This window comes from Mycoplasmatota bacterium (assembly GCA_018394295.1).
In the GTDB taxonomy this organism is placed as follows: Bacteria; Bacillota_I; Bacilli_A; order Haloplasmatales; family Haloplasmataceae; genus JAENYC01.
The window spans coordinates 1716679-1742163 of sequence record CP074573.1; the positions used below are offsets into that span (position 1 = coordinate 1716679).

Below are 25485 nucleotides of genomic sequence, written 5' to 3' on the forward strand. Positions count from 1 at the left end.
TATTTTATTTTAATAATTCTTTTTTCTTATTAATTAAATCTTTAAATTCTTGATCAAGTTGAAAATACATTTGATCTGTTTCTTTATATTTACTAAGTTCACCTAAAATATAAGTAATTCTATTTTGAATAATCATTAATTCATAGGCTTTTTGATCTTTTGTTACTTTCTTTTCTCTATCCTTATAAGCTTTATATCCACATTCAATTCTTATTATCTTTTCATCCTCAAATATTAATAATTTATCTGTTATTTTTTCTAACAAGTAACGATCATGTGATGCAATTAACATTGTTCCTGTATAAGCATCAAGTGTTTCTTCTAACCTTTCACGACTGTGTAAATCAAGGTGATTTGTCGGTTCATCTAAAATTAATACATTATTTTCTTGTAAAATAAGAAAAACTAATTTAATTCTTGTTCGTTCTCCTAAACTTAAGGAACTAATTTTCTGGCGAATCATTTTTGAGGTAATTCCACTTGAAGCTAGCATTGTCCTAATCTTAGTTTGATATGTTTTATCCTTATGTTTAATAATCTCTTCAACACTTTTACTATCATCTAAGTCTAAGACATCTTGGCTTAAATAAGCGATTTTAGCACTATCTGATACCCAAAGTTCACCTTTATCAGCTTGAACTTGACGAAGAATCATTTTTATTAACGTTGTTTTCCCACATCCATTAATTCCAATCAAACCTACCTTTTCTCCTCTTTTGATATAAAAATCACTATCTTTAAATAATGTTTTATCAAAAAATGATTTACTTAAGTTTTTTGCGGTCAATAACCCTTTACCTGCTTTTGATTCAGATACAAATTCAAACAACACTTTACTCTCTTCTTTAGGTTTTTCTATCCCCTCTTCTTTCAACTTTTCTAATCGTTTAATCGCAGATTTAATTTGAATATCTTTCTTTTTAACTTTCATTCTCCAATATTCTTTAAATCCTTCCTTTTTTGTTGAGTCACGATGACCAATATGTGACCATTTTTTTAAACGATTAATTTCCTCATCAATATGTCTTTCTCTTTTCTTATGTTCCTTATATTGATGAAGTTGATTGAGATAATTGTCCTCTTTTGTTTTTCGATATTGTGAGTAATTACCATGGTATGTCCTCACAACTCCATCTTCTAATTCAACAATTTCATCGGTAACTTGATCTAAAAAGAAACGGTCATGTGAAATAATCAGTAAAGCTTTAGAACATTTTTTAATTTCTTCAATAAGCCAATCTATCCCCATATAATCAAGATGATTAGTTGGTTCATCCAAAATTAATAAATCACTATTTTCATTAAAAACTTCAGCAAGGGATATTTTTGTTTTTTCTCCTCCACTTAAATTATTTATTCTTTCATACGACCATTGATTCAATTTCTTTAACCCTAATAAGCTACTTGTCTCAAATACTTGACCTAAATCTTTATTTTTATCTAACAACATTTGACTGAAATTATTATCATTAAACTCTGTAGATTGTTTTAAATAGCCTACTTTGATTTTTTGACTATAACACTCAATAGAACCACTATCATATGTTTCAATTCCCGATATGATTTTAGCAAGTGTTGTTTTACCTGCTCCATTTAATCCTACAAGTCCTAATATAGAATCTTTTTTTATATCAAAATTAACATCTTTTAATACTTCATTTAATCCATAATCTTTTTTTATATTTCTAATTCTCATTAATAGCATTAAATTCCTCCTTATATCCATTTTTCTAACGTAATATAATCATATTTGAACCTCCTTAAATAAAAAAAAACTCCTCACAAAATGAGAAGTTATTTATCGATTATTTTATAGTATTGCCTATAAAACACAATTTGAAAAACTTCTAATTATTTGCGAATAAGATTTTTCTATTAAATTCGTTAACTTAATTTTAATTACAGAGATCATATTCACACATCCTTTCTAGAAGTTTCCTTTATAATTATATTAGTTTATTCAATATATGTCAATTTTATAATCATTTTTTATTGTAATTATTCACTTATTTTAGCGACAACTCTTAATAATGAAGCATCTGCCTTAATTTTTAATGGAAAAGAGAAGACTTCAAATTTTTTAACATTGATTAATTTATTTAAATTACATAAGTTCTCAATTAATAATATATGATGTTTAAAAAGTTCTTGATGCATTAAAAATGGTGGTTTATCTGGAGACGGTGTATCAACTCCTATTAACTTTACTTTTTTTTCAATCAAAAAATGTATAAGTCGTTCAGATAAAATAGGATAGTCCTCATAATAATTTTTCATACCATAATATTCACTATGTCCTGTATAAATTAAAACAATATCATTTTCTTGTACTAATGAATCATATTCTTCTTTATACGAAACAATCTTTTCTTGATAAGCATTTATTAACACACCATTTCCATAAAACTGATTTAAAGGATATTCATCAATGGTTAATTTGTCTTCACTCATATGCATCGGTGTATCAATATGTGTTCCAATGTGTAATCCAGATGATAAAATAAAATTATTATAGTAATCTTTTTTGTAAAATTTATTTTGTTTCAATATTACTGGTTCATCTCCAGGATAAACAGCCATATCATGTTTAATGGTATGTGACAAATCAATTAATTTACCCATTTTCATTCCACCTCGTATCTCATTTATATCATTATATCGTATTTTCCTCTATATCAAAATACTGATTATAAACAAAAAATATAGCGCATGTTAAACATGCGCTTATGATTAATATTTAACGACTTCTTTTACTCCATCTTTACCAATAATATTATAAGTTTCATGATATTCAACTAAATCAATCTCACAATTAGGTCCTATTGTAATTTTATTTCCTCTAACAGCTTTGGATACCACATTTTCTAAATAGATATCGTCTCCTTCAATGGTTTCAATTTCTACTTTTTTGCTTGTATTATGTCCCCCGCTATTATTTGATACAATCACAATATTTTTGAAAAAACTAAACGGCTTTTTTTTCTGTGGTTTTACCAAAATATGTGTCCCAACCATTTCCTTTATTGTTGAACCATGGTTCGTAGTAATTTCAATCTTTTCACCATTTAATTGTTCTGTACATTCTACAAGACCATTAATATATATTTCATCAGCTTCTAAATTACTTACAGTCGCTTCACCATAGACTTTTACTTCTTTACATCTGAAGACATTTTTATTAAATTCAACTGCACCATAAATCTTCAAATAATTAACTTTTACATCATTATTAAATTCACAAGCACCTTTAATATTTAGATTCTCGACTTCAACATATTCAAAAAATTCACAAGCACCATATAATTTTAGGTCTTCAATTTTACATTTTCCTTTATATTCAACAGCACCATAAACCTTCATACTTTGAGCAGTTAAATCACCTAATACATTGGCAGAACCAAATACTCTTACCTTATCATAGGATCCCCCATTAATTGTCGAATCCGCGAAAACCGTTAAATTATTACTCACTGTATCCCTCCTAAACCATCACAAGTAGTTTAATATTATCAATTAAATTTTTCAGATTCACTTTTAGAATCTCATCTAAATTATATTCTATATTATTGGTTTCTTTAACTAAAATTGATGTTAATTTATCATCTTTAGTCATAATGTATATTTCTTTGTAGTCATTGATAATCTCTTTTGAATGTTTACAAATGAATTGATAAAATTCTTTTATTTCATTTCGGTTATTAACAACATGATATATATTATCCATAAGTTTTAGAATAACGATATCATTAAACGAGATAGTTTCATCTGTATATAGATTTAATACTTCATGATTAAAGAATAAATTATTATTTTTCAACTCTTCAACTAAAATATCTTTTGATTTTTGTTTACTATTTATAATTTCACTTAACTCTTCTAATGACACATCATCTTTTAATTCTAAAATTTTATCAATTCTATCTAAAATCAGATCTTTAGGAAAATAGGTTTCTTGTCCAGTAAAACTCGCTCTTTTAATAAACCATTCTTCCGGAATAAGTCCTTTTCGTTTCCAGCGATACAATTGTCCATATGAAATACCAGTTAAAATCAATAAATCCTTTTTTGAAATCTCTTCCATAAAATCACCTCTATACTGCTTTTTGCGATTTTTTTACTGTAGCATTTGGATCGATGTCTAAACTTGTAATGTAGGTTATATTATCTACTTTACATCCTACTCCAATTTTTACTTTATCACCAGATATTGTATGACATTTCACATTTTCAATATTTATCTCATCGGCTGAAATTGTATTTGCTTTTAAATGATGTCGCTTTCTTCTAGTTGTAACTTCAACACTACTGCCCTCAATGTTTGTTACTGAACCATTTCCACATAATTCCATAATAAAGGTATCACAGTTAATATTTTCTTTAACATTAAATCCTCCAGAGATATCAATTTTCTCTCCACTAATTGATCTTGCTTTAATCAATCCATCGATATCCATTGATTTCACATTAATATCTCCACCAACTTTTATCATTCCTTCAACATCAATAGATTCAACGTTAACATCACCAGCTATTCTTACCATTCCCTCACAAGTTAAATCACTTGCTTTTATATCTCCACTGACTCTAAACATCCCCTCAACTTTTACTTCATCACACTCTAAATTTCCTGAACTTTTCGACATTCCACTTACACGAACAATCCTTTTTTCTTCACTCAATTAAATCACCTCTCTTATTATTATATGCAAAATCCATTTTGCGTAACAATGTTTTGTTACAAATATTATAACATTTTTTCAAATAAATACAATAGTTTTAATCATTTTTTTTAAAATTAATCATTTTTATTAATCGATCAGTACCAATAGAAGTATTTTCAAATACTTCTTTAGCGTTCATATAATAAGTTGAGGGTTGAATTAATGATGGACTAAAATGGGTTAAAACGAGTTCTTTTACACAACCTTTTTTAGCTAGTTGTGCTGCTTCTCTAAAAGTCATATGATGATGATTGATTGCTTTTTTGAAATCTGTATCATTACCATATGTCCCTTCACAAATAAACAAATCACTTTTGGATATAAAAGGAGGAATGGTATCTAATGGTCGAGTATCTGTTACATAACTAATTTTGATTCCTGACCTTTCTTCACCTAATACCATATCTTTTGTGTATATATTACCATTATCAACTACTTTCTCTCCTTTTTGAAGGATATTCCAAAATTTTTTAGGTATATCATTTTTCTGAGCTTTTTTAACATCAAATTTAGGACTTCTATTTATGTAAAAAGAATATCCTAAGCAAGGGATAGAGTGTAATAGTGGTAGGGTCGAAATGGTTATATTACTAAATTCATAACGTCGTGGATTTTCATAAAATATTAGTTCATAAGGTAAGTGGGGTAAAAAGGATTTTAAGTCATTAAATAATGTATTTAACCCAGTTGGACCTAGGATTACAAGTGGTTCTGTTCTTCCACTCTTACCAATTGTCGCTAATAATCCAGGTAACCCATAGATATGATCACCATGAAAATGACTTAAACATATTACATCAATTGATTTAAATCCCCATCCTAATAGTTGCATTGATACTTGTGTACCTTCTCCACAGTCAATTAAGCACTTTCGACCATTATATTGTATTAGAGTTGATGACATATAGCGCAAAGGAATAGGCATGCACCCACCACACCCAAGTAATGCAATACTAATCATAAAATCACCATCTTTTCGCTTAACTATCATTAATATGAACAATTACAGCGAAAATACTCATTAAAATGTTCTGTGCTTTTAGCACTTAATAATTATTAAGCAATTCCAATATTATTATGTGAAAATTGACTATTATATAAATCAGCATATAATCCATTTTTCTCTAACAAACTGGTATGATTACCTTTTTCAATAATCTTACCATGTTTCATGACTAATATTAAATCAGCATTCTTAATCGTTGATAAGCGATGAGCAATTACAAAGTTTGTACGTCCTTTCATCAATAATGTCATCGCATTTTGAATTTGAATCTCTGTTCTGGTATCAACACTACTTGTTGCTTCATCTAAGATTAATATCGCTGGATTAGCTAATAGTGCCCTTGCGATAGTTAACAATTGTTTTTGACCTTGTGAAATATTTGTTGCTTCTTCATTAAGAATCGTATCATAACCCTCTGGTAATGTTCTGATAAAATGATCTGCTTCAGCTGCTTTAGCAGCAGCAATTACCTCTTCATCAGTTGAATCCAATCGACCATAGGCAATATTATCACGAATACTTCCTTTAAACATCCAGGTATCCTGAAGCACCATTCCAAATACAGCACGTAAATCTTCTCGTTTCATATCTTGAATATTAATACCATCTATCGTGATAGAACCATCATTAATGTCATAGAATCTCATTAATAAATTGACAATTGTTGTCTTACCAGCTCCTGTAGGTCCTACAATTGCAACCGTCTGACCTGGATTAACATGAATATTCATATCATCAATTAATGGGCTATCTTGTTTATAACTAAAATCAACATGGTTAAATTGAATAAATCCTTTTGGATATTGAATTAATTTACCAATAATTTTTTCTTTGATATCTTCTGTTAATTTAACAAGATTGAAGTCATCTTTATGCATCCCTTTATCAACTAAAACATAGCCTTGGTCTGTTTTAAGTGCTTTGCTATCTTCATAACAAGTAAATTCTTGAGTAGGAAGAACAAATCCTTTATCAGTTAAGATAATTTCTGGATGAATTGTTTCTGGTTCTAATTCTTCTGCATCTAATAATTCAAATACCCGCTCTGCAGCTGCCATGGTTAATTGTAGGGTATTTGAGATACTAGCTGTTTGACGGATAGGCTGAGAAAATTGTCTTGTATAAGAGATAAAAGAAGAAATATATCCAACTTTTAATGAACCATCAATTACTAATTTAACACCCACTATACTTACAAAAACATAACCAATATTATTCACAAATGTCATAATAGGCATAATAATCCCAGATATAAACTGTGCTTTCCAACCTGATTTATATAATTTATCATTTATTTCATTAAATGTATTAATAGATTCTTGTTCACGGCCATAAGCTTTAACAATTCTATGCCCTGTATACATTTCTTCAACATGACCACTTAACTTTCCTAAAGCTACTTGTTGTCCTTTAAAATACTTTTGTGAAGCTTTTAAAATTGGAATTGAAATAATAATACTAAGGGGTAATGTTGCTAAAACGATTAAGGTTAATTGCCAACTAAGTGTTAACATCATCCAAACAATACCAATTAATAAAACTACTGAGGTAATTATTTGCGTAATACTTTGTGATAATGTCGTCGAAATCATATCAATATCATTCGTAATGCGACTTAAAATATCTCCATGTGTTTTTGAGTCAAAATATTTAAGTGGTAATTTGGATAATTTATGATTGACATCTTTTCTTAATTTAAATACTGTTTTTTGAGATACAGTTGCCATTAAATATTGTTGAATATAGGCAAAAACAGCACTAAATACATATAAACCAATTAATACTAGAATTATATTCCAAAATAAATAATGATAATCAATTTTATAATTAAAATTAAAATTTTTACCTATTAATAAATTCTCTGTTATTTTATTAAATCCATCTCCCATAATTTTCGGACCTCTTATACTAAAGATGGTACTAAAAATCGCTGTAATTAAGATAATTAATAATCGCCATTTAAATGGACTTAAATATTTACATAAACGTACAAATGTACCTTTAAAATCTTTTGCTTTTTCAACTGGTCTAGCAAATGCAGGACCTTCATGTTTTGAATTTGGTTTTTGCTGTTTTCCGCTCATGATAACTCCTCCTCTGAAAGCTGTGAAGATACAATTTCCTTATATGTTTCACAATTTTTCATTAGCTCTTTGTGAGTTCCTTCCCCCACAATTCTACCTTCATCTAAAACAAGAATTTTATCAGCATCCATTATTGTGCTGACTCTTTGTGCAACAATAATGACTGTTGAATTTTTTGTTTCTTGTTTTAATGCTGCCCGTAATTTTGCATCCGTTTTAAAATCTAAAGCTGAAAAACTATCATCAAAGATATATATTTCTGGTTTTCTTACTAAAGCACGTGCGATTGACAAGCGTTGTTTTTGACCACCAGAAATATTTGTTCCGCCTTGAGCAATCATTGAATCTAAACCATCTTTCATTTCAGAAACAAATTCAGTAGCTTGAGCAATCTTCAGCGCTTGTTCAATCTCTTCTACAGTAGCATCTTTTTTACCATAACGGATGTTTTCAGCGATTGTGCCAGAAAACAAGACAGCTGTTTGTGGTACATAACCAATCTTTTCTCTTAATTCTGCTTGACTTAAGTCTTTCACATTGACTCCATCAACTAATATTTCTCCTGATTGAGCATCATAAAATCTTGGAATTAAATTAATAATCGTTGATTTACCACTCCCAGTACCACCAATAATCGCGGTAACTTCACCAGGTTTAGAATTAAAAGAAATATTTTTAATGGCCGGTTCTTCAGCCCCATGAAAACTAAACTCAACATTTTTATATTCAACATAACCTTTTTTGGTATTCATATCTTCATCTTGAGTTATATTATTTAAATCGTTTATACTTGGTTCAGTTTCTAGTACCTCATTTATTCTTTGTGCAGAAGCTTGAGCCCTTGGTATCATAATAAACATCATTGTAACCATTAATAAAGAGAACATAACTTGAAATGCATATTGAATAAATTCCATAATATTCCCAAAATTAAATCCAATCTCTGTACCATTTATAATCATCTCTTGAATTGAAACATCAAATCTTTTCGTACCAAACCATAAAATACCAACGCTCATTAAGTTCATCACTAACATAATGATCGGCATTAATAAAGCCAATAATTTATTAACTCTAATAGCTGTGTCCGTATAATCAATATTTGCTTCCTCAAAACGATTAGCCTCATAATTTGTACGATTAAACGCTCTAATGACTCTAACACCAGTAAGCCCTTCACGAGAGACTAAATTAATTTTATCTAATTTTTTTTGCATTACTTTAAATAAAGGCACAGCTTTAGTCCCTATTATGAGTATTGCACAAGCCATAACTGGTACAACCACTAGAAAAATCGCTGATAATTTTAAATCAGTCGTGACAGCATAATAAATGCCACCTATAGAAGTGACTAAAGCTAGAACTACCATTCTTAATATCATAAAAGTCACTTGTTGAATTTGCATAATATCATTTGTACTTCTTGTAACTAAAGTAGCAGTACCAAATTTATCAAATTCATTCAGTGAAAAACTTTCAATTTTCTTGAATATTTTGTTTCTAAGAATTTTACCTAATCCAATGGATGCTTTAGCTGCAAAAAAACTTCCCAAAACAGTAAAGACAGCACTAATCCCTGTCACAACTAACATTTCTAATCCTTCACTCATGACAAAATCTACATCTTGTGTCATAACCCCTTGATTAACCATGTTCCCCATAATTTTAGGTAATCTTAATTGTAATAAGGCTTGAATCCCTGTAAAAATTACCACAAGAATTATATAAAAAATAAACGGCTTTAAATTTTTATATACTTTTAACATTATTTATCACTCCAATCAGTTATCATTATTTTTATTAGTTTCTTTAAGATTATCTAGCATCTGCATCATTAATCTCCTGAATAAAAGTTTTTCTTCTACTGTAAAATTATCAAAACATTCATTTTCTAAAACCTGTCTCGTTTTATTAACTCGTAGATATGCTTGTTTACCATCATCAGTTAAGAACACACGAGATACTCTTTGATCAACTTTATCTTGCTTTCTTTCCACCAATCCAGCTTTCTCCATTCTTTTTATCATTACCGTCATTGTAGCTGGAGAGATCATTAATTTTTCTGCTAATTCTTTTTGACTTAAACCATCACAATGGCTTAAAACAATTAAAAGAGGTGGTTGCCCAGGATAAATTCCATCTTTTTCAAAAAGCATATGAGACCGATGATAATGAAGTCTAATAATTCTTAAAAAGATATGATATAAAGAATCTTCTATATTTTTCATGTTTTCCCTCCATTTTTAGTTAGTTGACTAACTAAAATCTAGTTTAACACCCTGTTTTAAATTTGTCAATAAATATTTAAATAATTTTGTTTTAATTGATATATATAATAAATTGAGGTTTTTTGATAACGTTTTATTATTTAGTCTACTAAATAATGAACTATAATAATCAGTTATTATAGCTATTTTGGTAAATGAATAAAAACCTTTCAAAATATTCAAATTAAGAATTTTTTTAATCCGTTATATTATTTAATGAATTGAAAATAATAAAAATAAAACATCAAAAAGGAGCACATAGATGAAAAAGCAAGATAAAGGATTAACTGTATTTAGTTTAACGATGATGGCATTAGGTACTGTAATAGGCGGTTCTTTTTTTCTTGGCTCTGGTATTTCTATCTATAATTCTGGTCCTGGAGTTATCCTTGCATATATTTTAGGAGGCCTTCTAGTCGCTTTTATTCTATTTGCTTTATCAGAAATGACTGTTGCTGACCCTAATTCAGGTTCATTTCGAGCGTTTGCTGAACATGCTTTTGGTAAAGGAATGGGATTTACCATTGGATGGGTATATTGGACAGGATTAGTATTAGCGATGAGTAGTGAAGCAGTTGCGGTTTCTACTTTTATCAGGTTGTGGTTTCCCAATCTATCGATTCCCCTTTTAGGAACCATTGTTATTGTTTTTATCACATTAATCAACCTACTTGGAACTAATAAATTAAGTTTATTAGAAAATGGTTTAGCTTCGATAAAATTACTCACAATTGTTGGTTTTATTGTGATAGCAACCTATTTAATATTTGGTCTAGGAAAAGATGTTAGCCCTGTAGGTTTAGGTGCTTTAAAAAATGAAGCCCTATTCCCCTATGGTTTTAAAGGAATTGCAGGTAGTATGTTAATCATTATCTTTACTTATGCTGGTTTTGAAATTATTGGTCTAGCAGCATCAGAAACACCAAATCCACACCATGTCATTCCAAAAACGATTGTTTTTACCGTCATCACACTTGTTGGTTTATATACCATTTCAACACTAACTTTACTTCCTTTAATTAGTACTAATAAATTATCAACTGAAGAAAGTCCCTTTGTATTAGCTTTAAATAATCACAATATTTTCTGGGCAGGTAAAGTTATGAATTTAATCATGGTAACTGCTATTTTTTCAACTATGTTAGCAGCAACTTTTGGTTTAGCCAGAATGTTACGTTCTTTAGCAGATGAAGGATATGCCTTTAAATTTTTAAAAGATCAAGGGGATATACCTTATCGAGGCATTATATTTTCAGGATTAGCCATGCTATTTGCATTTAGTATGTCTTTTGTACTACCATCTAAAATCTATGTATTCTTAGTAAGTTCAGGTGGTTTTGCCTTTTTATTTACCTATTTAATCATTGTCTCAAGTCATTTAAAATTCCGAAAAAAAAATGGTTGTCCACCAAAAGGAAAGTGCCAACTTCCCTTATATCCTTATTCTTCATGGATTAGTATAATTATGCTAATTATTATCATCATCAGTATGCCATTTGTAAAAGGACAAGCATTAGGTTTAATTGCTGGTATAGGTTTATTATTATTTTATTTTATAATTTATTTAATCCTCAGAAAAAAATTAAATTAAAAGAAAAATCGCTTCACAATGAAACGATTTATAATAATATTAAAGGAGTCCGAATGTGAATAAATATGTTCTATTAATTATTACTTTTATTATGATATATACATCATACACTTATCTTAATTCTAAAATTAATTTAGAGAATAACCAAATCATTAAGGATTCTTTTGAAGAAGAACAAATAAATAAATTATCTTTAGAAACAGATATTATAAAAGATACAATTTATTTTGAAAAGGATTTTTTGAAAGGTTTTTATAATGAAAAACAGTTTGCGTTTGAAGTAAATTATCTGAAGATAAAAGACATTCTAAAAATAGAAAAGGATTGATTGTTGTAACAAATAATTTTGATTTTTTGTCGGATGACATCAATAATATCAATTTCATTTTTATTCCATTAGGTATTAATATTTTAGAACTTAGTGATTTTAAAAATGGGCAATTTATATTACGTGTTCGATCAAAAGATCGAATCAATATTGTTGCCTCTGGTGATAAAAATTACTTTCAGTTTGTAAAGGGACTTAGTTCAATGGTGATTGAAAGGGACAGTAATAGCAAATATTTTTATTTCCCTCTCTATACTATTTCTAAAAATGAATTATTAAATTCTAATTCTAGTTATATTGCCTACAATATGAAGGTAGAAGATATAAAAATAATTAATAATTTAAATGATATAAACTTAAAAGAAAAGTATTTTTGGAAAGCGCAAGAAATAACATCTATTTATAATATAAGAAGTATTTTTAGCAAATAAATTAAACTAAATAGCACCTTATTGTGCTTGTTACTTTTGAATAAGGTAATTTTCAGGTTTTCAATAATTTTGACTCCTATATTTTCTAGTTACCCTCGAACAGTACTCTAGCGACTGTTTTTTTTTGTTTGAGGGAAAAAGAAAGGAAACCGTTCATGTTTAAACAGTTTCCATTTTTTCGGTTCCGAAAATAACAATTTTATAATATTCTATCTTTTTTGACCGTTGAAAGAAATGCATCTACAACAGCAGGGTCGAATAATATCCCTTTAAAACTAGTAATTTCATCAATCGCCCTTTTAGCGGAAAGTGCTTTACGATATGGACGATCGGTTGTCATTGCATCAAATGTATCAGCTACAGCGATTATTTTTGCTTCAATACATATTTCATCACCTTTTAGGCCTTTCGGATAACCTGAACCATCTATTCTTTCATGATGTTGCATCACGATATCACTTACATCTATGTACTTAATATTTTTTACGTATTTAGCACTATTCTCAGGATGATGCTTGATGTTTTCATATTCTTCGGTCGTTAATTTAGCAGGTTTTTTTAGAATTTTGTCATCAACATATATTTTACCCAAGTCATGAAATAATGCTGCTATTGCTAAGGCTGCTATTCTATCACGAATAAGTCGCATTTCCAAGGCAATTTTAACCGCAATTTTTTGTACTCGTTCACTATGACCTCGTGTATATTTATCTTTATGTTCAATTTCTTGATTAATTCGATGTAACTCTGTTAATGACTCTCCTAAATAATGAAATACAGGTTGTGATGAAAGATACAACCACTTAACTTTTGTTAATGTTTTAAAAACACAAGGATGTGTAATATTTTTCGTATAAAAATAATCTCCTGGATTTAATGTGATTAATTCATTTTTGTCTTCGGATAAATATTCAATTTGTCCTTCTAAAACATAGAAAAATTCCATTAATGCTGACCCATCCTCAGTTGGAAAGACATCAAAAGTGATATTGGCATTTAATTCTTGATGCATAATTTCTACCCCATCACCAGAAGCTAGTAGTTTAAGTTCTGAACCTGACATGGTAACTTTGTCTAGCGCATTATCTTTATGATTAATTGATAATCCATTTTTGTTCATAAAATCACCCTCACACTGTTAGATATACTATTTCCCTCTCTATACCATTTTCTTACAACACAAATTAATTATACTAAAAATAAAAGTAAATCACAAGGAAATTAACTTTAAAATGCAAATAAAAAATGACTAAAAAGTCATTTAATAAAACCACTTATTAATCATTTCTCTCAGATTATTACCAATAATGGATTCTTAAAGGATCAATTTCTATAACCCTATTTCCTATCGTAACTTTTTGATATTCACATATCACAATAAACCCATCTTTTTCTAATTTTTCAATTGTTTTATCAGCAATTCTAGTTGTTTTGTTTTGTAACTTAATAATAATTTTATCAAGCTTTTCATCATATTTACTATTATCTGATAATTTAGCTTCTTTAGCGATAGCTTTTTCTATTTCAGCTTCAATTTTTTCATTGGCTTTGTCTACAACTTTCACAGCATCTTCGTATGTCGTTACCTTTGCCTCAGCAGATACTTGAGACATAAAAGCAAAGCCTAATACTAAGAATAATAAAGTTAGTACTTTTTTCATAATTAGTCCTCCCTTATGTTATTTCTAATGCTATTTTATTATAACAAATATGATTCCTATTTACAATATTTGACAAAAATAAAACAATCATTATTTTTTATATAAATAAAAAACTAATTATCACTAATAATATTAATGAAATTAATAATATTAATGATATTATATATAAAGGAGTTTTTATATGAATCAAATGTATGAATTAGATATTCAAGTGACTTATAGTTTAAGCATTCATTATATTCAAAATGAATCAATTGCTAATGTCTTTGTTAACACAAAAGAAAAGAATTTGTTAACAAAAAGTGCAGATTTAATGACCTTTAAAGGTTTGCTCAATATAATAGCTTTTTTTACACAATCAGACCATTATGCGATAAATGAAGATGGAGTCATTTTATATTCAGATATCATGGAAATAAGTCCTGATTTATATCTTCAATTAGAAGATAGTACAGAATATTACTATGAAATAGAAGATGATACCATAAATGATTTTGATAACAGATATCAAGTTACTCTATATGTTAAAAACCCCAATTATGAAAATGATAACGAAATCGCATCCTATGGATTAAATCAAAGTCTAACTCATTTATTTCTAGAGATTGAAGATTATAAAACAAATGATTTATATAGAAATAAAATAAAAACTGATGATCTTTTCCAAAGAATATAAATTCATTCATATATTCTATTCAAAATGATGTACATAAAAAATAGCTAACTGAGTTCTATCTCGTAAATTTAATTTTTCTAAAATAAGCGTCAAATAATTACGTACTGTACCTTCACTCAAAAATAATTTTTGACTAATTTCTTTATTTGAAAAACCTTGACCGACAAGTTTTACAACATCAAATTCTCGCTCGGTCAATTGATAATCTTTTGGTGAAGCGTACTTTTTTGAAGATATTAGTTCAGGAATCATATTAGCGATATCTTTTTCAAAAACAACACTCCCTTTACCAACTGCCCTTACACTTTTAATAATACTATCTGCTTTTTGACTTTTTAAGATATATCCCTCAGCACCATAATTCAATGCAGCCTTAATATACTCATTGTCTTTAAATGTGGTTAAAAGGATGACTTTTATCTGAGGGAAGTCTTTTTTTATTGTCGATGTTGCACTCACTCCATCTACATTTGGCATTCTTATATCCATTAATACTAAATCTGGATTTTGTTCATTACACAAATCATAGGCTTCTTTTCCATTATGACCAGTCCCTACTACTTCAAAATCATCTTCTAATTCAAATATTAATTTTAGTCCATCACATATTAAGTGGTCGTCATCAATTATCACAATCCTCATCTTTAATCCCACCTTTATTAAATATATTTATTTTTCGAGTTGGAATAACGGTAATTATTGAAAACCCATTTTGTCCATCGATATTAATCATACCATTAACGCTATTAATTCTTTCTTTAATACCACTTAAACCGAGTCCCTCATCAATCTTTAAACACCCTTTCCCATTATCATGATAATAAAAACGCACAAAGGTTTTGGTTACTTCAATTTTAATTTCAATTTGCGTTGCTCCAGAGTGTTTAGCACCATTAGTAAGTACTTCTTTTAAATTAGTGACCATCACCTCAATAATTACAGGGGATAAAGTACTAATATCACCATCTATATGGAAATTAATTGGACAATAAACAAACTTTTGAATGATATCTTTAAATATATTATCATTTAATTCAATACATGGTTTGATATTATAAACGGTTTCTCGAATTATTTTTAAACTGTCCCCTAATTTGTTTATACATAAATTAATAATAGAATTAGATTTTTCCTGATTTTTATAAAAAAGTTTATCTGCAGCTTGTAATTGAAATAAAACCCCTGCGATATCATGTCCAATGTTATCATGAATATTTCTTGCGATACGATTTCTTTCTTTAATTTCTGTCAGACGTTCAATTTCTTTATTATTCTGTAAAAGTTGTCGTTTAGCATGTTCTAATTCATATCTTATACGCCTCTCATTATCAATTAGATTTAGATAAAATTGTTTCTTATCTAAATTTTCTATTAAATTAAATGACAATAACCCAACTAATAAGTAAAAGAAGAGTAACTCAAATTGAATATTTTGATAATTTAAATAAATAATAAAACTACTTAAAACAATCAATAACTTGTACTGTTTTTGATAAATAATATCTATCAAAACAATCGCTAATAATTTACTTAATAATAATGGGTAATAAAAAACAAGAACTATAATAAAGATATAATTGATAAATAAAAATAAAGTTCTGTTTAAAAATCGTTCTTTAATAATGATTAAAATGAGTAAAGTAAGCATGATGACAACAAAAGTTGACATAAATTCTTTATTTTTATCCAGCATAACACCAATCAAGGTATAAATCATGACTAAACTATATAGAATGCGTTTCAATATATCACCTACTTTTCTCATATATTACATTATAGCATGTTTATTTCAAGGGATAAAGATTGTTTATAATTTAAGGATACGTATAAAATAAAAAAGAATCTAATCATAAAATATACCCTATAGTGTGGACACTTTGAAAAAGAAAGTGTTCCCTCTATAGGGTATTTTTGTATGTTATAATAATTTTAGTGTGTATTAAGGAGAAGAGGATATGAGCATTAATGTATTTAATGAAACAGAAATTGAACTAATAAAAAATAATCCAAATGTTAAGCGTGTGTCAAGTAAATCTATTACTTATACCCTTGAATTCAAGATTGACTTTATGCATGAATATAGAGGCGGAAAATTACCACGTCAAATATTTATTGAACATGGTTTTGATGTTGATATTATAGGGATGAAACGAATAGAACAATGTGCAACTAGATGGAAGAGACTTTATAATGACGGAGGCGTTGTTTCACTTGATGATTCCCGTAAAGATAATCGAGGAAGATATAAGCATGAAATTCAAACCGAAGAACAAGAGATTGAGAAATTAAAGGCTAAAATTGCTTTAATAGAAATGGAAAATGATATGTTAAAAAAGCTCGACGAAAGCGAAAGGAGGAATGGGAAAGAAATAAGAAAAAGTGATAAATTTGAGATGATCAAAAAAGTCATCCATAAATCTAGAAGACCAGGAATACAAGATTATTTATGTAGTGTGGCAGAAGTATCAAGAAGTGGTTACTATAACTACCATTCAGAAAAATCAAAGAAGAATAGAATGAAAAAGGAACAAAATGATAAGAAAAGATTTAAACTCATCAAGGAAGTATTTGAGGTTGGAAAGAAAAAGTATGGTGCTAAACAAATTAAGATGCATTTAAAGGAAAACATGAATTTGAAGTCCATTAGAAGAATTATGAGTAAATATGGTCTAGTATGTAAAATACGTAGAAAGGATCCTTATAAGCAGATGTTAAAAGCAGATCAAAACCATAGAGTACACAAGAATCATTTAAATAGAAACTTTGATCAGCAGTCTCCATATAAGGTGTTACTGACTGATATTACGTATATAAGGTATAATAATAGATTCGCATATTTATCTACCATATTAGATGGTAGTACGAAAGAATTAGTTGCTTATAAGGTATCAAATAATCTTAAAATTGACTTTGTATTGGATACAGTTAAAGAATTAGACAATATAAACTTACCCGAAAATGCCATTATACATTCGGACCAAGGAAGTCATTATACAAGTCCTAAATTCTCAAAAGAAGTGAGGTCAAGAAACTTACTTCAATCAATGTCTCGTAGAGGTAACTGTTGGGATAATGCACCTATAGAATCGTTCTTTGGCCATATGAAAGACTATATAGACTTTTCAGAATGTAAAACATTAAAAGATGTAGAACTAAAAATAGATGATTATATGTACTATTACAATCACCAAAGATATCAGTGGAAACTAAATAAGCTGACTCCTATTGAATTCAGGAATCAGCTTAAAGCAGCATAATATAATATATTCTTTTTTTCAAAGTGTCCACACTATAGGGTATATTTTATCATAAGATTCTTTTTATTGTTATTATCTTTAACTTTTCGCAAAATCAGTTCTTTTAAAGATTCCTCCAACAAAGAACAAAATACCAAATAAAATTAAGATTCCGATATTATCCAAAATATCTATAAAATTCTCTTGATCGACAATCAGTTCATTTGCTCCCTTCATGACCCAAGTGGTTGGAAGGAATTGGCTCACATTTTGTAACCAATCAGGCATCATATAATTTGGCCAATAACATCCACCTAACATTGAAAGCGGTGAAGCTAATATCCCTACAATTAAATAAGCTTGAATTGGACTTTTAACAATTGATACAATTAATAATCCCATTGTGATACTCACAATAGAAAACGTAAATACCAATATAAACAAATTAATAAAATTTGGTCCATATTGAAATCGAAAGATAAATTTAAAGATAAATAATAAACAGAACACTTGTAAAAAACCAATTACCATAAAACTTAATAAACTTTCAAATAAATATTTTCTTAAACTAATAGGAGAATTAAAAATCCGTTGTAAAGTGCCATTATTTCTATCCTCAATAATTAAACCACAAGTTATTACAGACAGAAAAATTAAAAAGTAAATTGTAAACCCGATACTAAATATTGCTTGATCCATTCCTGCAGTATCATCAAATGCTTTACTAACTTTTAATTGGCCTGATTCATAATCTTCTAGCACTTGATAAAAAGCAACTTTTGTATTCGTGCTATTTTTTATTTTATCCAAATTATTAATATATGATTGAATATAAGTTTTAACATTCATCACATACTCATTCTCTTCAAAATAATATTCTTTCACTTGTAGTAAATCGTTCTTAAAGAAGTCTTCCTCAAATCCTTTGTTAAAATGAATCGCGTAATCTATATTATAATCTAAAGTATTTACTAACAGTTCATTAGATTTCATCATTTTAACATGATAGAACTTATTTTTCTTTAAATCACTTACAATATACTTTGTTAATTCGCTATTATCTTCATCACAGATTCCCACTGTTACCGTATTAAATGCACCTAATACAAACACTGAGATAAACATTATAGGGACAATGATTAAGATTGCTAGTCTTGTTTTATTTTTTAATATTCTTTTTAAATTAAATTTAAATATTTTCATATTTTCTTCTCCCTTCAAAGAAAATAATCAATCCATATATGATTATAATCATAATAAATAAACCGATAAACCCCGATAAAATCATTTCTTTAGGATAATCATAGATGGTTCCAAAAATAATATTTTTCGCATAATGATTAGGTGCAAAAACAGAAATTGCTTTCACAGTTGTTTTGGGACTAAAGGCACCAACAGAAGCTGGGAAAAGAATTACAAATATCGCTAGTATTCCAAAAGAACTAATATAATTCTTCGTAAGGGTCCCTAATAGTACCCCTATACCAATCGCTATAATAACAAATAGGAAAATTGCAGAAGCAATTAATAATGGATTTCCATTCCAGTTTGCTTGATAAACAAATTTAGAAAATAAAATCGTGATGATTGCTGCGATAAAAGAATACATTATACTACCGATTAATCGACCGATAATTAATTGACATTTTTTTACTGGTAAACTCTTCACTCTGACTAATAAACCGTCCTTATAATCTCTTATAATAATTGAAACACCAACAACACCACATAACAATAATATTTGAAGTAATGTTTGAACAGCATAATAATCCATTGAAGTTGGGTAAACATTATCTGAATTAAGTTTTCCACGTTCAATTTTAACTGGTACATGATTTTCAATTGGTATATGACCACTCTTAATAATTGATGTATTTAAATTATACGTATTGACATAATTATTAACAATGGTTTCAACAAACCACGTATCTTTTCTTCCTGATATTTCTATCATCGTCTCTTTATTTTGACTGATATTTCCTGAAAAGTTATAATCAATAAACACCAAGCAATTGATTTCATCATGTTCAATGGCCTTTAAAGCTTCATCTTTTGTTTCATACCTTTTGATTACCATTAAATCTTTAATTTCATCTCTGTTTAAAAATGTATCAAAACTTTCACTTAAATTGCCATTATCTATATTTACATATCCCATTATAGGTTTTGGAATGTATTCTAAGGTTAAGAAAGAATCTAAACTTTTTCCTAATATAAATATTAATACAATTGGTGAAATAACTAAAATAAGTAACATTTTGACATCTCGAATATTTTTTACAATTTCATAATAAGCAACTGATAGGATTTTTTTCATTCTATCACCCCTAATCCCTTAATGTTTTACCAGTTAATGTTAAAAATAAATCTTCTAAATTAGCTTTTTCCATATTTATATTAAGAATATGACAATCTACTTGATTTAACACATTAAATATTTGAGTAATATTTTGAACACCAAATTGTGAAACAACCGTTAATACCTGATGTTTAATACTACAATCTTTTACACCATAGATTTTTTTAATCTCATCAACAATTGTATAGTTTACTTTATCAAGGGTTATATTAATGATTTGCTCATTTATAATAAAAGCTTCTAGCTCCCTGATGGTCCCATTTGCGATGACTTTCCCTTTATCAATTATCACAACACGACTACATATTTCTTCTACTTCTTCCATGTAATGTGATGTATAGATAATAGTTGATCCTTCCTCATTTAGTTTTTTAATTGCTTGTAAAATATGATTTCTAGATTGAGGATCAACCCCAACTGTCGGTTCATCAAATAATATTAATTTAGGTCTATGAACAATTGAACAAGCAATATTTAATCTTCGTTTCATTCCCCCTGAGAAATGCTTAGGATAATCATTCCTTCTTTCATATAGATTAGTAAATTCTAAGGCCTCTTTAACTTTTTCTTTTAATTCATTTCCTGATAATCCATATAATCTTCCAAAAAAAGTTACATTTTCAATAGCGGTTAAATCATAATAGATTGCTAAATCTTGTGGTACGACCCCAATTTCTTGCTTAATATCTAAAGCATATTTTTTAATGTCTTTACCAAAAACATTTATTTCTCCACTCTCTATTGTTATATTTCCTAATAAAGCATTTAAAAAAGTTGTTTTACCTGCTCCATTTGGGCCAAGTAAACCTACAATTTCACCCTTATTTAATTCTAAACTTAAATTATCATTCGCTAATAAATCCCCATACCGTTTTACAACATTTTTTACATGAACTATCATATTATCACCTCTTTTTTTATTTACACCATTAGTATAATATCTAAATGCCGAAAAAACTAGTGACATTCTTCCATTATTTGACATGACAAATGTCATAAAAAACACAAAAAGTGATAAATTTTTATTTATCACTATAAATTTTTATTTATCACTTTTATTTTTGAAATAAATTCATCTATACCATAAATCGTTTGATATAATCAGTATAATTCCACTTTTTCACAAAACTTTCAACAGAATCATAACCCATTTTATATAAATAATTGATATCCTCTTCCGATAATTTAAAATCAGTTGATTTTATTTGATGATCATTATTAATGATAATTGTTCTTACTAAGTCTTTGTCCCGAACAAATCTCATTTCATCTTTATTGATACAAGCATTAATAATATCTGATGTAATAGCACATAAATATTTCTTACCAAGAGATGTTTTACTATATTCATCCTTTATTTTCAAACCAAATGTAGGTCGTATTGGTTTTGAATCAACATCAAATATCCAAATGGGATAAGAACTTAATAACCCTCCATCTACAACATAACTTGTAATTTTACCACTTTTTATTTTTACTGGAGTATAAAAAAATGGTATTGCACAACTCATTCTTACCGCTTTTGCAATAGGGAAATCTTGTGGTTTAATGCCATACAAAATTGCATCATCAGGTAATATTAACATCTTCCGTTTCGTGATGTCAGCTGCGATTATTTTTAATGGACTTTCATTATTTTCCATAATATCACCAAATGTATTAATCCCTTTTTTTATTAATAAGTCTTTTATCCAAGTTTCAATACATAGGCTATTATAGATTCCATTATTAAAAAACAATGATAGACCTTTTCCAAAAAAACAAACTTTTTCTAATTTAGTTTTTTCTAAAAATTGATTGAAGTCTGTATTATTTAATATATCATGAATCTCTTGAACATTATAACCAGCAATTATTAAAGTAGAAATGATAGAACCAGCACTCGTACCAGCACAACGAATAACCTTATATCCATTTTCTGACAATGCTTTATAGGCACCAACAAAACTAATCCCTAAAACTCCTCCTCCTTCAAAAACTAGATCAACGTTCATATTCCACCCTTTATTAATATATGAAGAAGTTTACATTTGTTTAAATAAATTGTTAAGTTAAAAAACACTTCCCTTTAAAAGAAAGTGTTTTTCTCTAATAATCTTTTATTTTACATTTAGCATGTTTAATTTCATATTTAAGCCAGAAGAAGCCAATAACAACAATGAATAAAGAAATTAATTTATACGGGAATCCTGCTAATGGTAAAACCATAACTGAAAAAGTAATTCCAATAGAACCAAAAAAAGCAATCACACAAGGTGTACATCCATAAGTTAATATTCCAAAAATAACACTTAGCCCTGTGAAAGCTGTCCCTTTACCCTCTTTACCTGATTGTTTAAAATAAACGGTACTAATAGAAATCATTAATGCGCTTATAAAGGACATTACCATATTCACAATCATATTTAATATAACAAGATATATTCCATAATTTTTGACCATTAAGTAATAACCACCATTAAAATAATCTAATAAAATATACATCCCTGTAAAGAAGATGAAAGAACCAATTATAAGATATAACATTCCTTTTCTTCTAAGTTCATTTACTACAAATGTCCACATGATTTATTCCCTCTCTATTTTTAATTGTGTCTATTGTAATATAAAAATAAGATAATTGCATTAATTTTGCATCATTTCTTGCTTATCTTTTTCTATTTGAATTAATTTTTTTATATATTTTTCTTTACTTAATTTTAGTAATTCAATCACATTGTCAATTTTTTGATACCCACGATTAATATATTCAACTGTATTCAATATTCTTGCTTTGTCTTTAATATCATCATATAACTCATTTTCATAGTAATCAACAAATTGAATAATATCGCGAATATCTATTGTAAAATCCATATAAAAATTGATTACTTTTAATTCTCTTGTAAATTTATTAGCTAAATAGTGTAACTTTTTAACACGTTCTTCAGTTCTTTTAAATACAGGAGAATTGGTAAGACTTAAAAACAAACCTCTACCAAAAATATCAAAACTATCCCAGTCCTTTGTTTTATTTAATAAATCAACTAAATATTTTAAAGCACCATTTAAATGATTCCCTGCATTAATCGCTTCATTAATATCACGAACACGATTTTTATATTTTATTGACTCTGTATTTAATTGGTCTTTTTTCTCAATAGTCTCTTTTTCACTCTCTAGTAATAATTCTTCTTTCTCCTTAATTAATTCTTCATATTCTTTTTTATAAATATCTATTTTTTCTAATTTACTATTTAGTTCAATTCTTTCACTATAAATGAAATCATATAAAGCTACATAAATCTTATAATCATGTTCTATTTTTGATATCAATTTACCTTTTGAAGTAAATAAGTTATACCAGATATGAATAATCGATTGTTTATCTAGTTCTTTTATATTTACATCCATGCTTTCTAATTTGTATCTAAGGTCTCTGAGTTTATCTTTTAAATAGAAATAAAATTCATCTAAATTTTCTAATTTCTTAGTTAATGAATACTGACGATAAACTTGATCTTGTAATTCGTATATACGCTTTTCTAACTCCATATTCACGCCTCCTTTCAAACACCCTTTCCTAATATTATATGAATCATTTGTCTGAATGATAACGTACTATTAATAAAACTAAGGTATCGTAAAGTCGAAATGAATAAGAGTTTTTTATATTATGTATTTTTTGTAAATTCATATAAAGCAATCCCAGTAGCGATAGATAGATTTAAAGAATCAATCGTCGAATGATGTGGAATGATTACACTGGTTCCAATAGATAGAAATGAATCATCTAAACCACTTGATTCATTACCAAAGGTTAATGCAAAGGGTTTATTTTTATTTGGATTAACCTCATATATTTTTAATTTCGCATTTAACATAAATGGATATATATCGTGATTATGAAAGACTTTATAATAATCTTCAAAATGATTGAAATAAGAAAAAGATAAATTAAATAATGCCCCCATCGAAGCTCTAACCGTTTTAGGATCAAAAATATCAACAGAAGGTTTAATAATCGCTAAATTTTTTACCCCAAATCCTAAACAAGTTCTTATTATTGTTCCTAGATTTCCTGAGTTACTAGGATTAACTAATACCACATGGTTTTCGGTTTTATCTAATTTTTCTTCATATTTATTAAAAATGCCCACCGCGAAACAATTATCTTTCGGTGATAAGATATTTATCATTTTATCATTTATTTCATAGGGGACATTATTCATTTTGCATAAATCAATTATTTTTTTAACGCCATCAGAATCTTGCGCTTTTGAATGAATAAGTACTGTAATAATCTGATGCGGTTTATAAGTTAATAATTCAATTGTTAAAAAAATACCTAATGTATAAGAATAGTCTAAATCTTTTTTATAAGTTCGAAATTTATTAGCCACAATTATCACTCCATTAATTAAAATATATGTAAATAATTATATCACTATATAGGATAACCAACAAGTTAAATTAAAAACTCTTTATGAAAATAAAATAGAACCAATAAAGTAGATATCCTCATTTTATTGGTTCTTTGGAATTAAGTTATTGATAACAAAATTAAGTACAGTATTGCTTGTTATTGTTGATTAGGTAAATTATCTTTTAAAATATTAATGATTCTTCAATGGCATTTACTGGACAAGTTAGAATACAACTTCCACAATCATCACATCTCTCAGGAATTATTTCATAAGGACTGCCTTTTCGAATTGCTTTAAAGCTACATACCTTCTTACATTTCCCACATTCGATACATCTATCTGTTATTCTTGGTCCCGCTAGATTGTAGGGTGTTCCACCATATGAAAATCTAGTTCTTAGCAATTTATGATCACGGTACTGTCCTTCAAAATCCACATCGAAAATTTCACCCTTACCTTTATAAATAACAAAGTTACCTTCTTTCATTGCTGGATATTTATCCATATCATTCACAGCGGTTAACAAATCTTTATTCGTCTCAGCCTTTTTTCTAATTACTTCTTCTGGTACACTACGTACTTCTCCAATCAACCTAAATACATAACTTGGTGGAAAAATTGGAGTTCCATCTTCCTTATGTCCTAAAATTTTTGTATCTGTACTCCCACAAATAGTAACCTTCCCTGTTTCAATTAGTTGTCTACAAAAGGGTTTATTC

General features: G+C 27.9%; 26 protein-coding genes. 5 read left to right on the top strand and 21 right to left on the bottom strand.

Going from position 1 to position 25485, the window contains the following annotated elements; translation table 11 throughout:
- Positions 1–4 precede the first annotated feature (4 nt).
- The 9 genes from KHQ81_07865 to KHQ81_07905 all read right to left on the bottom strand — a co-directional run bounded on the left by KHQ81_07865 (position 5) and on the right by KHQ81_07905 (position 10039).
- Positions 5–1705: an ABC-F family ATP-binding cassette domain-containing protein gene (locus KHQ81_07865; protein QVK16829.1), complete on the bottom strand. Its 1701-nt coding sequence runs from the start codon at positions 1703–1705 to the stop codon at positions 5–7.
- Between the two features lie 293 nt (positions 1706–1998).
- A complete protein-coding gene (locus tag KHQ81_07870) occupies positions 1999–2622 on the bottom strand; it encodes a cyclase family protein (protein QVK16830.1) in 624 nt (207 codons plus the stop codon).
- Between the two features lie 108 nt (positions 2623–2730).
- Complete coding sequence (locus KHQ81_07875; protein QVK16831.1) at positions 2731–3471, bottom strand: hypothetical protein; 741 nt, start codon at positions 3469–3471, stop codon at positions 2731–2733.
- Between the two features lie 10 nt (positions 3472–3481).
- On the bottom strand, positions 3482–4081 hold the full coding sequence (locus tag KHQ81_07880) for a DUF4004 family protein (protein QVK16832.1): 600 nt from the start codon (positions 4079–4081) through the stop codon (positions 3482–3484).
- Between the two features lie 10 nt (positions 4082–4091).
- Positions 4092–4679 carry a polymer-forming cytoskeletal protein gene (locus KHQ81_07885; protein ID QVK16833.1) on the bottom strand — a complete coding sequence of 196 codons (588 nt, stop codon included), beginning with the start codon at positions 4677–4679 and terminating at the stop codon, positions 4092–4094.
- Positions 4680–4776: 97 nt separating this feature from the next.
- Positions 4777–5682, bottom strand: coding sequence for a ribonuclease Z (locus KHQ81_07890; GenBank protein QVK16834.1), 906 nt, complete (start codon positions 5680–5682; stop codon positions 4777–4779).
- Positions 5683–5777: 95 nt separating this feature from the next.
- Positions 5778–7811, bottom strand: coding sequence for an ABC transporter ATP-binding protein (locus tag KHQ81_07895; protein QVK16835.1), 2034 nt, complete (start codon positions 7809–7811; stop codon positions 5778–5780).
- A complete protein-coding gene (locus KHQ81_07900; GenBank protein QVK16836.1) occupies positions 7808–9577 on the bottom strand; it encodes an ABC transporter ATP-binding protein in 1770 nt (589 codons plus the stop codon). Before KHQ81_07900 ends, KHQ81_07895 begins: the two co-directional genes overlap by 4 nt.
- A gap of 15 nt (positions 9578–9592) precedes the next feature.
- Entirely contained in the window at positions 9593–10039 is a 447-nt protein-coding gene (locus KHQ81_07905; protein ID QVK16837.1) for a MarR family transcriptional regulator, read from the bottom strand.
- Positions 10040–10340: 301 nt separating this feature from the next.
- On the opposite strand from KHQ81_07905, the gene KHQ81_07910 reads away from it, so the two are divergent.
- Genes KHQ81_07910 through KHQ81_07920 form a run of 3 tightly spaced genes read left to right on the top strand, consistent with a single transcriptional unit; the run spans position 10341 to position 12428 of the window.
- The gene (locus KHQ81_07910; protein ID QVK16838.1) at positions 10341–11669 is read left to right on the top strand and encodes an amino acid permease; all 1329 of its coding nucleotides are present in this window, start codon (positions 10341–10343) and stop codon (positions 11667–11669) included.
- Between the two features lie 55 nt (positions 11670–11724).
- Positions 11725–11997, top strand: coding sequence for a hypothetical protein (locus KHQ81_07915; protein ID QVK16839.1), 273 nt, complete (start codon positions 11725–11727; stop codon positions 11995–11997).
- Positions 11994–12428: a hypothetical protein gene (locus tag KHQ81_07920; GenBank protein ID QVK16840.1), complete on the top strand. Its 435-nt coding sequence runs from the start codon at positions 11994–11996 to the stop codon at positions 12426–12428. The genes KHQ81_07915 and KHQ81_07920 overlap by 4 nt, the downstream gene beginning before the upstream one ends.
- Before the next feature lie 199 nt (positions 12429–12627).
- Here KHQ81_07920 and KHQ81_07925 read toward each other — a convergent pair whose 3' ends face one another.
- Both KHQ81_07925 and KHQ81_07930 read right to left on the bottom strand, forming a co-directional pair.
- Complete coding sequence (locus KHQ81_07925) at positions 12628–13548, bottom strand: HD domain-containing protein (protein ID QVK16841.1); 921 nt, start codon at positions 13546–13548, stop codon at positions 12628–12630.
- 178 nt (positions 13549–13726) lie between these two features.
- A complete protein-coding gene (locus tag KHQ81_07930; GenBank protein QVK16842.1) occupies positions 13727–14089 on the bottom strand; it encodes a hypothetical protein in 363 nt (120 codons plus the stop codon).
- Positions 14090–14270: 181 nt separating this feature from the next.
- On the opposite strand from KHQ81_07930, the gene KHQ81_07935 reads away from it, so the two are divergent.
- Positions 14271–14765: a hypothetical protein gene (locus KHQ81_07935; protein QVK16843.1), complete on the top strand. Its 495-nt coding sequence runs from the start codon at positions 14271–14273 to the stop codon at positions 14763–14765.
- Between the two features lie 15 nt (positions 14766–14780).
- Here KHQ81_07935 and KHQ81_07940 read toward each other — a convergent pair whose 3' ends face one another.
- Together KHQ81_07940 and KHQ81_07945 are read right to left on the bottom strand one after the other, a co-directional pair.
- Positions 14781–15407 carry a response regulator transcription factor gene (locus KHQ81_07940; protein ID QVK16844.1) on the bottom strand — a complete coding sequence of 209 codons (627 nt, stop codon included), beginning with the start codon at positions 15405–15407 and terminating at the stop codon, positions 14781–14783.
- Positions 15388–16509 carry a hypothetical protein gene (locus KHQ81_07945; protein QVK16845.1) on the bottom strand — a complete coding sequence of 374 codons (1122 nt, stop codon included), beginning with the start codon at positions 16507–16509 and terminating at the stop codon, positions 15388–15390. Before KHQ81_07945 ends, KHQ81_07940 begins: the two co-directional genes overlap by 20 nt.
- Before the next feature lie 211 nt (positions 16510–16720).
- On the opposite strand from KHQ81_07945, the gene KHQ81_07950 reads away from it, so the two are divergent.
- On the top strand, positions 16721–18022 hold the full coding sequence (locus tag KHQ81_07950; protein ID QVK16846.1) for an IS3 family transposase: 1302 nt from the start codon (positions 16721–16723) through the stop codon (positions 18020–18022).
- 78 nt (positions 18023–18100) lie between these two features.
- On the opposite strand, the gene KHQ81_07955 is transcribed toward KHQ81_07950, so the two are convergent.
- The 8 genes from KHQ81_07955 to KHQ81_07990 form a co-directional block, all read right to left on the bottom strand.
- Entirely contained in the window at positions 18101–19204 is a 1104-nt protein-coding gene (locus KHQ81_07955) for an ABC transporter permease (GenBank protein ID QVK16847.1), read from the bottom strand.
- Entirely contained in the window at positions 19191–20318 is a 1128-nt protein-coding gene (locus KHQ81_07960) for an ABC transporter permease (GenBank protein QVK16848.1), read from the bottom strand. The genes KHQ81_07955 and KHQ81_07960 overlap by 14 nt, the downstream gene beginning before the upstream one ends.
- A gap of 10 nt (positions 20319–20328) precedes the next feature.
- Entirely contained in the window at positions 20329–21261 is a 933-nt protein-coding gene (locus KHQ81_07965; protein QVK16849.1) for an ABC transporter ATP-binding protein, read from the bottom strand.
- 175 nt (positions 21262–21436) lie between these two features.
- Positions 21437–22354, bottom strand: a complete 918-nt coding sequence (locus KHQ81_07970; GenBank protein QVK16850.1) for a patatin-like phospholipase family protein — start codon at positions 22352–22354, stop codon at positions 21437–21439.
- A gap of 94 nt (positions 22355–22448) precedes the next feature.
- Positions 22449–22925 carry a hypothetical protein gene (locus KHQ81_07975; GenBank protein QVK16851.1) on the bottom strand — a complete coding sequence of 159 codons (477 nt, stop codon included), beginning with the start codon at positions 22923–22925 and terminating at the stop codon, positions 22449–22451.
- Positions 22926–22985: 60 nt separating this feature from the next.
- Entirely contained in the window at positions 22986–23894 is a 909-nt protein-coding gene (locus KHQ81_07980) for a hypothetical protein (protein ID QVK16852.1), read from the bottom strand.
- Between the two features lie 119 nt (positions 23895–24013).
- Complete coding sequence (locus KHQ81_07985) at positions 24014–24742, bottom strand: TrmH family RNA methyltransferase (GenBank protein ID QVK16853.1); 729 nt, start codon at positions 24740–24742, stop codon at positions 24014–24016.
- A 205-nt stretch (positions 24743–24947) separates the two neighbouring features.
- Positions 24948–25253 carry a 4Fe-4S binding protein gene (locus KHQ81_07990; protein QVK19592.1) on the bottom strand — a complete coding sequence of 102 codons (306 nt, stop codon included), beginning with the start codon at positions 25251–25253 and terminating at the stop codon, positions 24948–24950.
- Positions 25254–25485 lie beyond the last annotated feature (232 nt).

Excerpts from the sequence above, each read along its gene's own strand:
- KHQ81_07865 (QVK16829.1), bottom strand. The coding sequence starts at position 1,705 with ATGCTATTAATGAGAATTAGAAATATAAAAAAAGATTATGGATTAAAT.
- KHQ81_07870 (QVK16830.1), bottom strand. The coding sequence starts at position 2,622 with ATGGGTAAATTAATTGATTTGTCACATACCATTAAACATGATATGGCT.
- KHQ81_07880 (QVK16832.1), bottom strand. The coding sequence starts at position 4,081 with ATGGAAGAGATTTCAAAAAAGGATTTATTGATTTTAACTGGTATTTCA.
- KHQ81_07890 (QVK16834.1), bottom strand. The coding sequence starts at position 5,682 with ATGATTAGTATTGCATTACTTGGGTGTGGTGGGTGCATGCCTATTCCT.
- KHQ81_07895 (QVK16835.1), bottom strand. The coding sequence starts at position 7,811 with ATGAGCGGAAAACAGCAAAAACCAAATTCAAAACATGAAGGTCCTGCA.
- KHQ81_07900 (QVK16836.1), bottom strand. The coding sequence starts at position 9,577 with ATGTTAAAAGTATATAAAAATTTAAAGCCGTTTATTTTTTATATAATT.
- KHQ81_07905 (QVK16837.1), bottom strand. The coding sequence starts at position 10,039 with ATGAAAAATATAGAAGATTCTTTATATCATATCTTTTTAAGAATTATT.
- KHQ81_07910 (QVK16838.1), top strand. The coding sequence starts at position 10,341 with ATGAAAAAGCAAGATAAAGGATTAACTGTATTTAGTTTAACGATGATG.
- KHQ81_07925 (QVK16841.1), bottom strand. The coding sequence starts at position 13,548 with ATGAACAAAAATGGATTATCAATTAATCATAAAGATAATGCGCTAGAC.
- KHQ81_07930 (QVK16842.1), bottom strand. The coding sequence starts at position 14,089 with ATGAAAAAAGTACTAACTTTATTATTCTTAGTATTAGGCTTTGCTTTT.
- KHQ81_07935 (QVK16843.1), top strand. The coding sequence starts at position 14,271 with ATGAATCAAATGTATGAATTAGATATTCAAGTGACTTATAGTTTAAGC.
- KHQ81_07940 (QVK16844.1), bottom strand. The coding sequence starts at position 15,407 with ATGAGGATTGTGATAATTGATGACGACCACTTAATATGTGATGGACTA.
- KHQ81_07950 (QVK16846.1), top strand. The coding sequence starts at position 16,721 with ATGAGCATTAATGTATTTAATGAAACAGAAATTGAACTAATAAAAAAT.
- KHQ81_07955 (QVK16847.1), bottom strand. The coding sequence starts at position 19,204 with ATGAAAATATTTAAATTTAATTTAAAAAGAATATTAAAAAATAAAACA.
- KHQ81_07960 (QVK16848.1), bottom strand. The coding sequence starts at position 20,318 with ATGAAAAAAATCCTATCAGTTGCTTATTATGAAATTGTAAAAAATATT.
- KHQ81_07965 (QVK16849.1), bottom strand. The coding sequence starts at position 21,261 with ATGATAGTTCATGTAAAAAATGTTGTAAAACGGTATGGGGATTTATTA.
- KHQ81_07970 (QVK16850.1), bottom strand. The coding sequence starts at position 22,354 with ATGAACGTTGATCTAGTTTTTGAAGGAGGAGGAGTTTTAGGGATTAGT.
- KHQ81_07975 (QVK16851.1), bottom strand. The coding sequence starts at position 22,925 with ATGTGGACATTTGTAGTAAATGAACTTAGAAGAAAAGGAATGTTATAT.
- KHQ81_07980 (QVK16852.1), bottom strand. The coding sequence starts at position 23,894 with ATGGAGTTAGAAAAGCGTATATACGAATTACAAGATCAAGTTTATCGT.
- KHQ81_07990 (QVK19592.1), bottom strand. The coding sequence starts at position 25,253 with ATGAAAGAAGGTAACTTTGTTATTTATAAAGGTAAGGGTGAAATTTTC.